This window comes from Nocardia sp. NPDC004168, from assembly GCF_040610355.1.
In the GTDB taxonomy this organism is placed as follows: Bacteria; Actinomycetota; Actinomycetes; order Mycobacteriales; family Mycobacteriaceae; genus Nocardia; species Nocardia sichangensis.
On the sequence record NZ_JBEXME010000006.1, the window covers coordinates 78,081 to 91,791 of the forward strand.

Below are 13,711 nucleotides of genomic sequence, written 5' to 3' on the forward strand. Positions count from 1 at the left end.
TACTCCATCGCCGCGCTGCCATGCGCGATAGTCCAGCCCGATGCAGCCCTCCGCGGCCCCGAGCCGAGACGAAGTTGCCCAGGGCAGTATCCGTCATCGGACAGGAATTGACCAGCCGTCCGGTTAATCTTCCGAAAACTCTGTGGTACACGCCATATTTTCGCAGGTCAGAACCGGCGTATTCGAAATCGGAAATAACATGGAGACCAGTCGGTCCGAGGTCAGTTACCGATTAGCAATTTAAACGAGGATAGAAATGAACAACTCGACCGATTCCGGGGCGTGCCAGATCTCGATCTCTTCACGGTAGGCCCGGGTGATCTCGGCGGACGCCGTCGCGTCGTCGACCTGCGCCCAGACGTCCTCTACCGGATCGTGATAGTCGCCGTTCGGCGCGAACCGGGCATAGACGCCTTTCGGGACACGCACCAAGACGTCACCCACCGGCACCGCGTCCGGCGCGGGGTACTCGAAACAGACCACAGCGTTGTAGTTCCCGGCCGGATCCGGCACGTACACCGTGTACATCGGACGGTCAACGCCGTCCCCCCGGTCCCGCAGGCGGTCCTTGAGGAACTCGATGAGGTCGCTGTTGCTGACCTTGAAGCTCGGGCGCACGCGCGGGACGACCAGCCCGCCGTAGACCGCCTCGGCACGCACCACGATCGCATAACTCATCGCGCGTCGACCGCCAGGTACAGATCGATCTTGTAGGCGTGCGGGTAGCACTCGAAATCGCCGGTGTAGGTCCGCTTGATCTGGTTGTGTTCCTCGGCGTAGGCGATCTGCGTCCACAGGTCGGTCATCACCTGCGGGAAGTTACCGACCGAGGAGAACCGTGCGTAGGCGCCGCGCGGCAGCCGGGCGACCAGGTGACCGCGGGTGACGTCGGCGAAGGACGCGCACTGATAGCCGACGATCTGGGTGTTGTACGTGCCCAGCTCACCGGTGTAGTCGGTGTAGGCGCTGGCCAACGGGCCGCCGAGTTCCTGGTGCAACACCGCCGCCCAGGCGGCCTCCAGATCCCGGTCACGCAGTTCCCCGAGCGCACGTTTGGGGCTGCGTACCGGCAGCCCGGCAACCCACGTCTCGTCCCGCTCGACGATCTCAAACTGCATGGAAAGACTCTTTCGAAAGAAGCCGGAGGTGAACCACCGCATCCGGTCGGTCGGAACCGCCATGCTACCAACCCCGACCGGGTGGTACCGATCACATATCGCGCCCGGCGGCCGCTCGATCACCCCGCTGAACTGGACAGATGTCCGAAGCGGTACCGTCCGGACGGGGCCGATCAACGATCGACGGCACCGGCCGGTCGCGTCGGCGCACCGTGGGCACGATCGCCCGGTTCGTCCCTCCCCTGGGACCACCGAAGGGAGTTCTGATGCACGAGACACCGATCTCCGACCGACGCTGCCACGCCCTCGGGCGCCGCACGGTATGGGCGGTCTACGCCACCGCCTCGTACGGCCGGTGCTGACGTGTGCCGGACCATCGCCGAACTCGACGCGGCGGTCGCCGACTGCTTCGCCTGCCCGCGTCTGGTCGCCTGGCGCGAGCTCGTCGCGCGACAGAAACGCGCCGCCTTCCGCGACCAGACGTATTGGGGCCGTCCCGTGCCCGGCTTCGGTCCGGCGGACGCGCGGATGCTGCTCGTCGGACTCGCGCCCGCGGCGCACGGCGGCAACCGGACCGGCCGCATGTTCACCGGCGACCGCAGCGGCGACGTGCTCTTCGCGGCGCTGCACGCGGTCGGTCTGGCCAACCAGCCGACCGCGGTCAGCGTCGACGACGGCCTGCGGCTGCACGGCGTGCGGGTCACCGCTCCCGTGCACTGCGCACCGCCGGACAACAAGCCGACGCCGGAGGAGCGAGATCGCTGCGGACACTGGCTGGCGACCGAACTGCGACTGCTGACGCCCACCGTCCGCTCGGTCGTTGTGCTCGGCGCGTTCGGCTGGCAGGCACTGCTTCCGGTGCTGGCCGAAGCGGGCTGGGCCGTGCCGCGCCCGCGACCGAGATTCGGCCACGGCACGCACGTCGAACTGGGCGCCGCCGAGGCGGGCCGCGGTCCGCTGCACTTGTTCGGCTGCTACCACGTCAGCCAGCAGAACACCTTCACCGGACGACTCACTCCGGCGATGCTCGAAGCGGTGCTGGCCGAAGCGGCGCGGGTCGCGGGGCTCGAGGTGCGGCGAAGCCACGCGCCGCGCGGGTGATCGGTCGCGCATCGCCGCTCGGCAGCGGGTTCAGACGTGATCGACCAGGGCCGGATGACCCGCTTCGTGGGCGCAATGCGCGCAGCAGAAGTAGTCTCCACGCGCCTCCACACCGTGCCCGACGATCCGGCAGGAACAGTGCGTGCAGGTCGGGGCCATGGCGGTGATCGCGCATTCGAAGCTGTCGAAGGTGGCGGACTGGCCGTCGCGGGTGATGGTGAACGTCTTGTCGTACTCGTTTCCGCACGTATCGCAGGTGGCCATGAGATGCGGTCCTCTCGCGTCGATGGGCTCGAATATCGCAGTTCGCGGTACCCAGCGCCGAGGACGCGAAACGAGCCGGGAGACCTCAGCTCAGCCGCAGCGCCGCGACCGGGCAGCTGTCGACGACGAGCTCGAGCAGCTCCCGATCGCTCGTGACGGTGTCGGGCGGCACGACGATCCCGTCCGCGCCGACCCGGAACAGATCCGGCGCCAGCGCTTCGCACATGCCGTGCCCCGCGCAGACGATTCGGTCGGCGATGATCCTCATCGGACGATCCGCTCCAGCCGGATGGGCAAACCATCGGCGGGCACCGGTCCGGTTCCGGCGACCAGGGGCAGCTGGTAGCCGTCCGGCACGCTCCAGCGATACCGCAACAGCATTTGATGCACTACGGCTTTCACGGTCATGCCGCCGAAGTAGAGGCCTATGCACTTGTGCGCCCCGCCACCGAAAGGCGCCCAGGCGAAGCGGTGCGATCTGTCCTCACGACGGTGCTCGGCGAAACGTTCCGGGTCGAAGGTATCGGGATCGTGCCAGTACTCCTCGTTGCGCATCAGCCCGTACGTGCCACAGAGGATGAACGTCCCCTTCGGCAGGTAGTAGCCGAGGATGTCGGCGTCGGCGATGGTTTCGCGGACCTGCTGGGCCACCGGCGAGTAGACCCGCAGCGCTTCCTTGAACGCGAGATCGAGCGAGGGCAGGCGGTCGAGATCGTCGTAGTCCAGCGCCGGCTTGCCCAGCGCGACGGATTCGGCGCGCAGCCGCTCCTGCCATTCGGGGTGCCTGCCGAGTTCGTAGACCAGCATGGACGCGGCGATGGTGCTGGTGTCGTGGGCCGCCATCATCACGAAGATCATGTGCTCGATCACCTCGGCGTCGGTGAAGGTCTCGCCGTCGGCGGTGCGGGCCCGGCACAGCACGCTGAACAGATCGCTGCCGCCGCCCGCGCGCTTCGCGGGCAACTCGCGGCGGAAGTGCTCCTCGAGCACCCGGCGGCCGCGCACGCCGCGGGCCCACACACCGCCCGGCACGTTCGCCCGGATCAAGGCGGCCCCGCCGCGCACCGCGTCCTCGAAGGCGCGCTCCAATCGTGCCGAGCCCGCGCCGGATTCGGCGCCCGCGAAGACTTCGGTGGCCTGCTGGAGCAGCAGTTTCTTGATCGACCGGTAGACCGGGAAATCGTCGGCGGGCTCCCACTGCGCGATGCCGCGGGTGATCCGAGGCGTGGTCAGGTCGAGGTACCCGATCAACCGCGGCCGCGTGAAGGCCTGCTGCATCACGCGCCGATGGAAGAGGTGGTCGTCGAAATCGCGCAGTAGCAGACCTCCGCGGAAGAACGGGCCGATCAGCCACTCCCAGCCGCGCTGCGCCGACAACACCTTGTCGCGGTCCAGCATCACCGCCTCGTAGCCCTCCGGACTGCCGAAGGTGACCATGCGCCGACCGAGCATGCCGAACCACTGCACCGGGCCGAAGCGGTCGAAACGCTTCCGCGCGAATTGGATCGGGTCGGCCAACGCGTGCAAGGTGTATCCGATGCCGGGGAGCCCGAAGTCACCGAGCACCGGTTTCAGTCCGCTGCCCGGCGGCGGATCGGCCAGCGGCCGCACCTGCGCCGGGTAATGCGCGACCGCGCGCGCGGCCGCGCGCTGCGCGTGCCACGCCCAGGTGGTCCGCGCCTGGCGGATCGTGCCGGAGATCTCATCGAACGACTGGGGCACAAGCAGACTCATGACCGTCTTCCCTTCGCGACACTGCGATAGTCCGACGATAGAGGAAACCATCGTTTCCGTAAACGGTTGTTTCCCAATTTTGGCTGTGCCAAGCTGGCGGGGTGACCCGTACCGTCAGCGGCACCTACCGCGGAGCCTCCACGGCCGAGCGCCGCGAGGACCGGCGCAGGCGGTTGCTCGACGCCGCCCTCGACATCATCGGCACACAGGGACTGTCGGCGTTGACCGTGCGCGGGGTGTGCGAACAGGCCAAGGTCGGCCCGCGCTTCTTCTACGAGGCGTTCCCCGACCGCGACGCGCTGGCCTCCGGGGTGCTGGTGGAGATCCAGCAGGCGGCGCTGGACCGGGCGAAGGCCGCCGTCGCCGAGACCACGGGCACGCCCGCCGACCGGATCCGCGCCGGAGTGGCGGCCCTCATCGTCGAACTCACCGACGATCCGCGACGCGCGAAAGTGGCGTTCGCCCAGACCTACGGCGACGAGGCACTCATGCGCAGCCGGTTCGCGGGCATGCGCCAGGTCGCCGACGTCATCATCGAGCAGACCCGCCTGGTGCTCGAGCTGCCCGAAGGGCAGGACACCGCGATCGCCGCGACTTCCCAGCTGATCACCGGCGGCGCGGCGGAACTGGTTCTCGTCTGGCTGGACGGGGGGCTCGACGTCGACCGCGACGGGCTGATCACGCTGCTGGCCGATTTCACCGTGGCGATGCTGGATCGGCTGCCCGCGGTCGCCGGACGACTGTCCGGCCTCACACCAGATTCCTGATCAGCGACGACATCAGCGGCTCGCGCAACCCGGCCAGCGCGGTGAAGTCCCCTGCGACGACGCGGTTGGTCGCCAGCGAGACGACCGCGCCGATCACCGCCTCGCCCGCCAGCTGCTGATGCGGGCGCGTCGCGCCGAGCGCCTCGGCGAAACCGTCCACCAAAGCCGCCTGGGTCGCCAACCGCCGCTCCAGCACCGGCCTTCCCGCCGCGTACACCTCCACCAGGAAGACCTTCGCCACCTGTGGTTCTTGCGCGAGGGTGGAGAAGTAGGCGTCGAGTGCCCGATCGATCCGCTCGAGCGGCGTGCCGTCAGCGGTGAGCGCGCCCGTGATCCTGGTCATCACGATCTCCACGGCCATGTCGTAGGCGGCGAGGAAGCACGCCTCCTTGTTCGCGAAGTGCTGGTAGAAGGTCATCCTGGACACCTCGGCCCGCTTCAGCACGTCCGCCACCGTCGCCGCCGCGTAGCCCTTGTCCGCAGCCGCTTCGATCATCGCCACCAGCATGCGGGCCCGCTGCGCGGCCACCACCTCTTCCGGCGCGATCCCGTGATTGCCGCCGTGCAGTTTCCCGCCGGCCCGAGCCTTCAGCAACGATCCTCGCTCCACACTCCGATGCTATGCGTGCGTGCGCGGCTCGCGTGCCGGGTCGACACGCGACGACGTGGCGCGCGATCGAACCGCGAACGCCGACTAACGGGGCACAATGACCGTCCGAGAGTGCTCGATTCGACGAAGAAGGAGCGTGATCGGCAGTGCGAAACAGGCAGTTGGTCGGACGAAGCGCCCTGATCGCGGCGCTGTGCGTCGGCGGGTTCGCGGCGTCGGCGGGTCCCGCGACCGCGGACGAACCCGCATTCGTGAACATCGGAGTCATCCGCACTTTCGGCGACACCTGCTACGGCGAAGGCCGAGCGGGCGTCTCCTCGCCCGCCGGAATGCCCGGGGCGGCCCGTTTCGGCATCAGCTTCGTCAGCGACACGCCGATGGGCATGCCGTGCACCTTCACGGCGTTCGCCAATTGGCGCAACCTCGACACCGGCGCGGCAGGCACGGTGGCCGTGCCCGTCAGCGACAAGACCGCTCGGAACCAGCCGGCCGCGACCGTCTTCGCCGCCCTGCCCACCGGCCCGGGTCGAGTGCGGGTCGACGTGACCACCGACTATCCGCATGTAGCGGCTCCGCCGGTCGAGATACGGATCAGCTGAGCGGCGGTTGCGCCCGCCACGCCCCCGCTTCACCGCCGCGTCCGATATCGCGACAAGATCAGCCTCGGAGCCCTGCGCAGCAAGACCCTCGGACTCTGCCGTCTGCCCGGCTGATCATCACCCTGCGCCTGCTTTTCCTGCCTCCATGTTCCGTGAACCGAGGCGGAAGATGCCGATGCGCGGGCGGTGCCCGGCTCCTAGACTGGGGAACTGCGGCACGGTCGACCGTAGAAGCGCCAGGGCGATTCCGCGATCGGCACACCACGAAGTCCCGATCCAGCAAAGGGCCGTCTACTCACGGCCCGTCCCGATGGAGGAGGGCCGCATGCCCGATTCGTTCCACATGCGTGTCTGTCTGCTCGGCCAGGGCTGCGTCTGCCCGACGGTCACCCTGTTCCTCGCCCCGGAGCCACTGATTCCCGGCGGCAACATGCTGCACCTGCTCGAACAAACCCCGATCGCCGAGGACACCGGAACACCGAGCGTCGATCCCGAGCTGATCGACGTGGTCGAGAGCGAGCCCGCCGGTCCAGCGCTGCGCGCCGAAGTCCACCGATTCCGCTCCGGCCGCCCCGACCCGCACCGGATCCACGACATCCTGCACGACCACCACATCACCGACGCCGCACCGATGGGCCTGGAAGTCACCGATCCCACCGAACTCACCCGCCTGGAGCTGCTGCCCGAGCACCCGATCGGGTACCGCCGCATCGACGACTTCCAGCAGGAAGCGACCGCCCGCGCCATGCTCGCGGTCTATCGCCTCTTCGAAGTCGATCAGCGAGTGCGCCTGATGTACCACGGTTACGCCGACCCTGGCACGGGATGGTTCGCACTGCGAACCGCCACCGCCTGAGAGGGCAGGCAGGCGCGGGATTCCTCGGCGCCTTCGCCTACGCGAGCGGGCTGCCCGGTATCAGAACCACCTCGACCATGAGCGCGCCTTCTTGGGCGCTTCCCTCGGCCGAGTCGCGGCGGAAGGTGGTTCGCGGTGCGGGCGGCGGGTCACCAACTGGTCCAAGTCGGCGCCGATCGAGTCGCAGAAGGTACCGGGTGCTACCGGGTCGTATCCGCGATCGCCCCGTTCCATCGCCACCACGTGCTCGACGGCTCGACTCTGGCGCACGAGGTCAGCATGCCTTCGTTCCAGGCCGTGAATTCCCAGCCGCGTCCTCGGACAAGTGGTCCATAGTCATCCCTCACGGTTCCCAGTGCCACGACGCCGCTCGTATGCTCCCCGCAGCCCCGCACCAGCCCGCTTGGCCACACGCTGCGCCTGCTGACCGCGTTCCGATGCGATCGCCCGCCGAGCCGACTCCACGGTCCGACGACCGACGTCTTGCCCGAGTTCGCGCAGTTGCGCGGCCCGTTCGGAATCGCGCAGCTGCCGCATCTGCTCGGGGGTGGCACGCTGCGCTATCTGCCGTGTCGCCGTTTGGATGTGCTCGATCCCATCCTGCGCGCCCTGAATTCCGCGCTGCACAACCACGTGGTCCCTGGCCGTTTCCAACGACTTCCGCAACACTCCGGCCTGCACGACGACAGTTCCCGCGACCCGATCGACCAGGGAGCGGCGGCTCGAACCGAAGACGCACACCGCGTTGATCACCAAGACGACGATCGCGATCAGCCACAGCACGAAGGACAGAAGGAACTGGCCCGCCAATAGCGCGATGCACGCGCACGAGTACAGCCCGACGTCGGTCATCGTGCCCACGAAAGCGCGCCGCGCCGCCTGCCCTCGCCCCAGTCCGTCCTCGCCGCCGCGCACCGACCCCACTCGGAGATCGAGCAGGACTTTGCCCAAAGTGCGTCCTTGCCAAGCCAATCCAGCGAACTGATAGGCGAACGTCGCCGCGATCAACGCGCCGAATGCTTCGATGATGAAGACGAGCACCGTATGCACGACGTCCATACCGAACGTCTTGCCCGCCCCACCCCAGTTCCCATTCGACTGAATCACATCCCACACACCGGTCCCAGCGAGATCCGCCCAGCCCGAAAGGTAATCGGCGATCCGATAGTGCGTCACCGTCCCCAACAACACCGCCAACCCCAGCACGAGACCGAAATCCACCCCCCAAGCCGCCGCCCGCCGCCCTGCCGGAACCAGGTCCCCAGCCCCCTGCCCGTCGGCCATCCCGAGCACCTCCATCCCGAATCGACACGGCACCCGCTCCGGGGCGACTCCGGCACGAATCGTCGCAGCTCACAACGTTGTTCCGGTATCCATCGTTCGACCGACGGTCAGCGAGCCGCCCCGGTTCGATCGCGTTTCGACCTGCCGCCCATGGGCCCGACGGCGGCTCCCGACGCACTGCGCATCTCCGAGAACGACAAGCGCCGAACGTTATTCGTGCGCAGACTGTCGGCCGACCTCGGTGAGTGATCTCGATTCCGACGCCGGTGAGACCTGTGGACGGCACTTTGTGGAGCGGATCACCAAGGCCCGTCTCGAGTGGTACCCCGACGTACCCCTTGGTAGGTTTCGGCTTGTTCGCGCAGCGTCGCGCACCACCTCCAGCCTTTGACTCGCGGAACCTTCCTTCGATCCACAGTTCGCACGCCTCTTCCGTCATGGAAGGAGGCGGGAATCGTCATACCCACGGCATCCCCTCATGCCTGCCACCCTGTCCTCGCAGGCGTGGCCGTCCGTCCCATCAAGCCTTGGAGCACCGGTGATTACTGCACTACCGCACCAGTCCGTGGAACTCGACGCGGTCATCTTCGACTACAACGGCGTCATCGGCCTGCAGCCCACTGTTCCCATGTGGAGCGAGCTCGCCGAACTCGCCGGATGGCACGCAGACCAGCTCGAGCTCTTCCAAAATGTCTTCTGGAGCGCCCGCGAACCCTACGACTCCGGCGACTTCGACGACGCGGACTTCTGGACGACCGTGCTCGGCCATCGCCCGGACCCGGAATTGCTCACCCAGTTGCGCGCCGTCGACACCGCGCTGTGGACCCGGACCGACGACCGCGTCGTAGCCCTCCTCCACCATGCCCACCGGGCAGATCTCCCGATGGTGCTGCTCTCCAACGCACCCCACCCGGTCGGCGATGCCCTCGACGCCTCCGACTGGCGCACCCTGATGACCGACGCCCTCTACTCGGCCCGCCTCGGCATGAACAAACCCCACCCCGACACCTACCGAAACGCCCTCGCCGCGACCGGAGTTCACGACCCCAGTCGCGTCCTGTTCGTCGACGACCGCGCCGACAACTGCCAAGCCGCCGCAAGCCTCGGCCTACGCACCCTCCACTACACCGGCTCCCCCACCGATATCGAGGCGCACCTCCGCGTCACCACCATCGCCGCGTAGGTCCTGCGGGTTCACACAGCATCGCCGGGATCGACACAACACCGCTGCCGCTCGGTGGTGGACACGAGCCCGGCCAGACGCCACACAGAAACAAAAAGGCGAGTGCTCTACCCGAGCACTCGCCTTTGGTGGGCCTAATGCTGCACAACCCGAACCTGCTGACGGTCGCAGGGCCGGCTATTCGAATCACACCGGGAGGTACTCGGCGAATGTGAGCGGTCGTGTGCCAGGGCGCGCCGCGGGCCAGGTCGTAGGCGGCAAGAAAGCACGCCATCGACCCATCAGACCTTCACCAACCGCATTCGACGCACGATACCTCGCATCGGCTGCTGCCGATGCGGCGCGGAACGAGTGGCACGAAATCCCCTTGGAAAGTACGCTTCTCGAAGTTGCAGCAATGGTTCGGCGACCGAAAACAGGGATGCGCCGAAGACCGCGTCCCCAAAACAGCACACACGAACATCTGGAGCACCATTCTTGAGTACGCCACGGTCCCGACTGGAAACCCCAGCCTGTCCAGTCGTCCACGGCTCGCCGATGGCTACCGAAGGTCCGAGGGTGTCGCTGTACTCGTCGGAATTCGCCGCGGATCCGCACCGTGTTTACGACGAAATGCGAGCACAATACGGCTCTTTGGCTCCGGTTGAGCTGGCGCCGGGCGTGCCGGCCACGTTGGTGGTCGGGTATGACACCGCGCTGCGGATCCTCAACGATCCCGAGCACTTCCCTGTCGATCCGCGCACCTGGCAGCAGAACATCCCGGCCGACTGCCCCGTCCTGCCGCTTATGGAGTGGCGCCCCACCGGCAGTCGAAGCGACGGAGCGGCCCTGCAGCGCTACCGGCAGGCAATCACCACGAGTATCAACGCGGTGGATCTGTACGCTCTCGATGCCACGGTGGAGAAGATCGCCATCCCGCTGATCAACACCTTTTGCCAGGCCGGTACAGCCGATCTGATCAGTCAGTACGCGTTGCCGCTCGCATTCGCGGTCACCGATGCTCTGCTGGGCTGCCCGCCGGAAATCGGACAGCGGGTCGCCGCAGGCATGGCCGCGATGTTCGAGGGGATCGATGCCGAGGACGGCAACAAGATGATCATCGAGGCGCTGCTGGAACTGCTGGCCCTCAAACGGACCCATCCTGGCAACGACATCACCTCGCTACTACTGCGGCATCCGGCCGAACTCGATGAACTGGAGATGATCCACCAACTGAACAGCGTCTACGGCGCCGGGATCGAACTGCAACAGAACCTGATCGGCAACACCCTGCTGCTGATCCTTACCGACGAACGCTTCGGCGGAAGTGTCGTCGGCGGGAACCTGTCCACCCGAGACGCCTTGGACGAAGTCTTGTTCAAGAACCCGCCGCTGGCGAACCTCCTCACCACCTACCCCCGTCAGCCGATCCTCATCGACGACGTCTGGCTGCCCGCGCACCAGCCGATCCTCATCAGCATGGCCGGCTGCAACAACGACCCCAAGATCCGGACCGAGACTCACACAGGCAATCGCTCGCATCTGGCGTGGGGCATCGGCCCACATGCCTGCCCCGCGCAGTCGGTGGCCTACCTGCTCGCTCAAAACGCCATCGATCAGCTTCTCGATGCGCTGCCCGAGATCCAGCTGGCCATACCGGCCGACGCACCGACCTGGCGGCCTGGCCCCTTCCACCGGTCCTTGGCGGCTCTACCGGTCACCTTTCCCCCCTCTGCTCCGTTGAACGAGTACTGAGAATCTCGCAATCTCCCACGCGCGTCGGAAGCGACTGAGCGACCGTCTCGATGGCCCGCAGTGATACCCGCCGCCAGGCCAGCGACCTGAATTCCGTGGAGCGCAGTTGGAAACGACTCGTCCTGCCGCGGCTCGGTGCGGTGATCCACCACTGATCCGTGTGGAGGACGGCCGATGACTGAACCGCCGCAGGGCGTTCGCACAATGCCGAAAAACAGCGAAGCCACAGGCCAATGACCTGCGGCTTCGCCATTCAGTGGAGCTAAGGGGAATCGAACCCCTGACCTTCTCGATGCGAACGAGACGCGCTACCAACTGCGCTATAGCCCCGTGCGGTTCCGGGGAACCGCGCTGTGACACTGTATCAGGCCAGCCCCCTAGACTCCGAATCGGTATCCTGACCTGCGGAAATGCGATGCACTACGCGCCCGCCGCGCGGCGGATGTCGCCGCTGGTGCGGGTGCGCAGGGCGCGGGCGGTGGCCGGGTCGAAGGGGTCGAGGTGGGCGAACATGGGGTCTTCGTCGTCGGGCTCGATCAGGGTGGAGCGGCGACGGATCGCGCGGGCGGTGTCGCGGTCCATGGTGCCGCGCCCGGCGCGGCCCCGGCGCGCGCGTGGATCGGCTTCGTCTTGGTGGCCGCGGTTGAGGCGGGCCGCCCGGTTACGGCGGATCTCCTCCTCCATCCGCACCTGCTTGCGAAGGTAGGCCAGATAGGTCGCCAACACCGTGAGGGCGAGTCCGCAACCCCACCACAGCATGGGGGTGAACACGAACGCGAGGGCGCCGAAGAGGATGGCGGTGAGCAGCAGGCCGAGCACGGCGCGCTGCCGGAAGGTGTAGCGGGCCGCGCGGGCGATGGCGTCGGCCTCGGGATCGTAGCCGCCACGACCACGGCGGCTGGGGACGAAATCCGGCTCGTCCGGGCCCGCGTCGTCGTAGTCGTCGTACTCGTCGTAGTCCACGATGGCGGGCGCGGTGGAGCGCGCAGGCGGGATTCTGGCCGCGACCGGCTCGGGGTGGTGTGCGCCCACGCGGTCATCATCGGTCCCCGCGTCGATCTTCGCAGCGACTTCGGCGGCTTCGTCGTCGTCCGGCTCGTCGTAACGCGTCTCGCAATCCTCCGCTTCGTCCTCCTCCGGTGTGGCGGAGGCGAAGTCGTCGATCTCGATGTCGTCCGTTTCGGCGGCAGCGATGTCGGATGCCACGGCGTCGTCGGCCGCGGGTGTGTTCTCCTCGTCGGTCTCGGTGACGGGCTCGTCGGCCGGTGTCGTCATCCGGTCCTCCGCATCATCGCTGTGGGGATACTCTCTCGGTACGCGGCGTCCATCGTGTCGCCCACGGTGCCGCCAGTTCGGATCGGTTTCGTGCCCGGCGGCCGGGCCTTTCTTCAGACGTCGTTTGCCGCCGCCGCGGTGCAGGACCCTGGTTGCCAGCGCGGCGTCGGTGGTCCGGCGGATTCTGGGGTGACGGTCGGCGAGGATCGGGAACAGGACGAAGACCCAGAGCACGACCAGACCGATCCACAGGATCGAATTCGGCATCGCGTCAACACCTCCGTCCCGCCTGGATTTCCTCCGGCTCGGCCCGCCAGCGGCGCGTCACACGCCCCGCGCTCGGCCGGCCCCCGTCCGACGCGACGGCGCGGACGCCGATCCCCTCGCAGGCTCACTGCCGATGGCACAAGACGCACCATCGACGTCCGTAGGCTAATTCCGGGTAGCACCAAGTTCCGGCAGGCGCGCCGTGCACATCCGCCACACCTGTCACATTCCCACCAATGTCACCGCGATCCGGTGGCCGGTTCTACAGCAGGGTGACGCGCCCCTCTCGCACCAGCCGGTCCAGGACCGTTCCGGCGAGTTCCTCGACGGTCATGCCGACCAGCAGGTGATCCCGCCAGGCGCCGTCCACGTCGAGGTAGCGCCGCAGCAGCCCCTCTTCCCGGAAACCGACATTGCGCAACACCGCCTGGCTGGCCAGATTCTCGGGTCGAACGGTCGCCTCCACCCGATGCAGGCCGACCGGCCCGAAGCAGTGGTCGAGACCGAGCGCCAGCGCCGCCGTCGCGACGCCTTGCCCACTGAGATCCTTGGCCACCCAATAGCCGATCCAGGCCGAGCGCAGTGCGCCGCGCACGATATTGCCAACGGTCAGCTGCCCGCCGAACGCGCCGTCGACTTCGATCACCAACGGGATCATCGCGCCGCGCCTGGCCTCCGCCTTCAGGCTCGACCACAGCGACGGCCAGTTGGAGGCGTGGTTGCGCGCCTCCCACGCCCCGCGGCCGGTGGGCTCCCACGGCTCGAGATGCGCTCTGTCCCGCAACCGGATCCGGCTCCAGGCCGCCGCGTCGCGCAGCCGCACCGGACGCAAGGTCACCTGCCCCGCCGCCACCCGAACCGGGCCGAGTCGTGCGGGCCAACCCGGATGCTGCGTGGCCCGGAAAACGTTCATAGCTTC

General features: G+C 67.6%; 15 protein-coding genes and 1 tRNA gene. 6 read left to right on the forward strand and 10 right to left on the reverse strand.

Annotated elements, in window-relative coordinates:
• Positions 1–240: 240 nt before the first annotated feature.
• Together ABZW96_RS14280 and ABZW96_RS14285 are read right to left on the reverse strand one after the other, a co-directional pair.
• Positions 241–678, reverse strand: a complete 438-nt coding sequence (locus ABZW96_RS14280; RefSeq protein WP_355074570.1) for an effector binding domain-containing protein — start codon at positions 676–678, stop codon at positions 241–243.
• The gene (locus ABZW96_RS14285; protein ID WP_355074571.1) at positions 675–1,118 is read right to left on the reverse strand and encodes a GyrI-like domain-containing protein; all 444 of its coding nucleotides are present in this window, start codon (positions 1,116–1,118) and stop codon (positions 675–677) included. The genes ABZW96_RS14280 and ABZW96_RS14285 overlap by 4 nt, the downstream gene beginning before the upstream one ends.
• 363 nt (positions 1,119–1,481) lie before the next feature.
• Here ABZW96_RS14285 and ABZW96_RS14290 point away from each other — a divergent pair, with 363 nt between their 5' ends.
• A complete protein-coding gene (locus ABZW96_RS14290; protein ID WP_355074573.1) occupies positions 1,482–2,219 on the forward strand; it encodes a uracil-DNA glycosylase in 738 nt (245 codons plus the stop codon).
• Positions 2,220–2,249: 30 nt separating this feature from the next.
• Here ABZW96_RS14290 and ABZW96_RS14295 read toward each other — a convergent pair whose 3' ends face one another.
• The 3 genes from ABZW96_RS14295 to ABZW96_RS14305 form a co-directional block, all read right to left on the reverse strand.
• Positions 2,250–2,483, reverse strand: a complete 234-nt coding sequence (locus tag ABZW96_RS14295) for a hypothetical protein (RefSeq protein WP_039801014.1) — start codon at positions 2,481–2,483, stop codon at positions 2,250–2,252.
• Positions 2,484–2,568: 85 nt separating this feature from the next.
• On the reverse strand, positions 2,569–2,751 hold the full coding sequence (locus ABZW96_RS14300; protein ID WP_355074575.1) for a ferredoxin: 183 nt from the start codon (positions 2,749–2,751) through the stop codon (positions 2,569–2,571).
• The gene (locus tag ABZW96_RS14305; protein ID WP_355074577.1) at positions 2,748–4,217 is read right to left on the reverse strand and encodes a cytochrome P450; all 1,470 of its coding nucleotides are present in this window, start codon (positions 4,215–4,217) and stop codon (positions 2,748–2,750) included. The genes ABZW96_RS14300 and ABZW96_RS14305 overlap by 4 nt, the downstream gene beginning before the upstream one ends.
• A gap of 101 nt (positions 4,218–4,318) precedes the next feature.
• Between ABZW96_RS14305 and ABZW96_RS14310 the strand changes: the two genes are divergently transcribed.
• The gene (locus ABZW96_RS14310) at positions 4,319–4,984 is read left to right on the forward strand and encodes a TetR/AcrR family transcriptional regulator (protein WP_355074579.1); all 666 of its coding nucleotides are present in this window, start codon (positions 4,319–4,321) and stop codon (positions 4,982–4,984) included.
• Here ABZW96_RS14310 and ABZW96_RS14315 read toward each other — a convergent pair.
• Positions 4,968–5,594, reverse strand: coding sequence for a TetR/AcrR family transcriptional regulator (locus ABZW96_RS14315; protein WP_355074581.1), 627 nt, complete (start codon positions 5,592–5,594; stop codon positions 4,968–4,970). The two genes, ABZW96_RS14310 and ABZW96_RS14315, sit on opposite strands and share 17 nt — an antisense overlap.
• A gap of 146 nt (positions 5,595–5,740) precedes the next feature.
• Between ABZW96_RS14315 and ABZW96_RS14320 the strand changes: the two genes are divergently transcribed.
• On the forward strand, positions 5,741–6,193 hold the full coding sequence (locus ABZW96_RS14320; protein WP_355074583.1) for a hypothetical protein: 453 nt from the start codon (positions 5,741–5,743) through the stop codon (positions 6,191–6,193).
• Positions 6,194–6,518: 325 nt separating this feature from the next.
• Positions 6,519–7,049, forward strand: a complete 531-nt coding sequence (locus tag ABZW96_RS14325; RefSeq protein WP_355074585.1) for a hypothetical protein — start codon at positions 6,519–6,521, stop codon at positions 7,047–7,049.
• A gap of 336 nt (positions 7,050–7,385) precedes the next feature.
• On the opposite strand, the gene ABZW96_RS14330 is transcribed toward ABZW96_RS14325, so the two are convergent.
• A complete protein-coding gene (locus ABZW96_RS14330; protein WP_355074587.1) occupies positions 7,386–8,333 on the reverse strand; it encodes an RDD family protein in 948 nt (315 codons plus the stop codon).
• A gap of 538 nt (positions 8,334–8,871) precedes the next feature.
• On the opposite strand from ABZW96_RS14330, the gene ABZW96_RS14335 reads away from it, so the two are divergent.
• Positions 8,872–9,516, forward strand: coding sequence for an HAD family phosphatase (locus ABZW96_RS14335; RefSeq protein ID WP_355074589.1), 645 nt, complete (start codon positions 8,872–8,874; stop codon positions 9,514–9,516).
• A 537-nt stretch (positions 9,517–10,053) separates the two neighbouring features.
• Positions 10,054–11,250: a cytochrome P450 gene (locus tag ABZW96_RS14340; RefSeq protein ID WP_355075035.1), complete on the forward strand. Its 1,197-nt coding sequence runs from the start codon at positions 10,054–10,056 to the stop codon at positions 11,248–11,250.
• Positions 11,251–11,507: 257 nt separating this feature from the next.
• Here the strand turns inward: ABZW96_RS14340 and ABZW96_RS14345 are convergent.
• The 3 genes from ABZW96_RS14345 to ABZW96_RS14355 all read right to left on the reverse strand — a co-directional run bounded on the left by ABZW96_RS14345 (position 11,508) and on the right by ABZW96_RS14355 (position 13,705).
• Positions 11,508–11,580: transfer RNA gene (locus tag ABZW96_RS14345), tRNA-Ala, on the reverse strand.
• Positions 11,581–11,670: 90 nt separating this feature from the next.
• Entirely contained in the window at positions 11,671–12,792 is a 1,122-nt protein-coding gene (gene glpR, locus ABZW96_RS14350; RefSeq protein ID WP_355074591.1) for a gephyrin-like molybdotransferase receptor GlpR, read from the reverse strand.
• 262 nt (positions 12,793–13,054) lie between these two features.
• Positions 13,055–13,705, reverse strand: a complete 651-nt coding sequence (locus ABZW96_RS14355) for a GNAT family protein (protein WP_355074593.1) — start codon at positions 13,703–13,705, stop codon at positions 13,055–13,057.
• Positions 13,706–13,711: the final 6 nt, after the last annotated feature.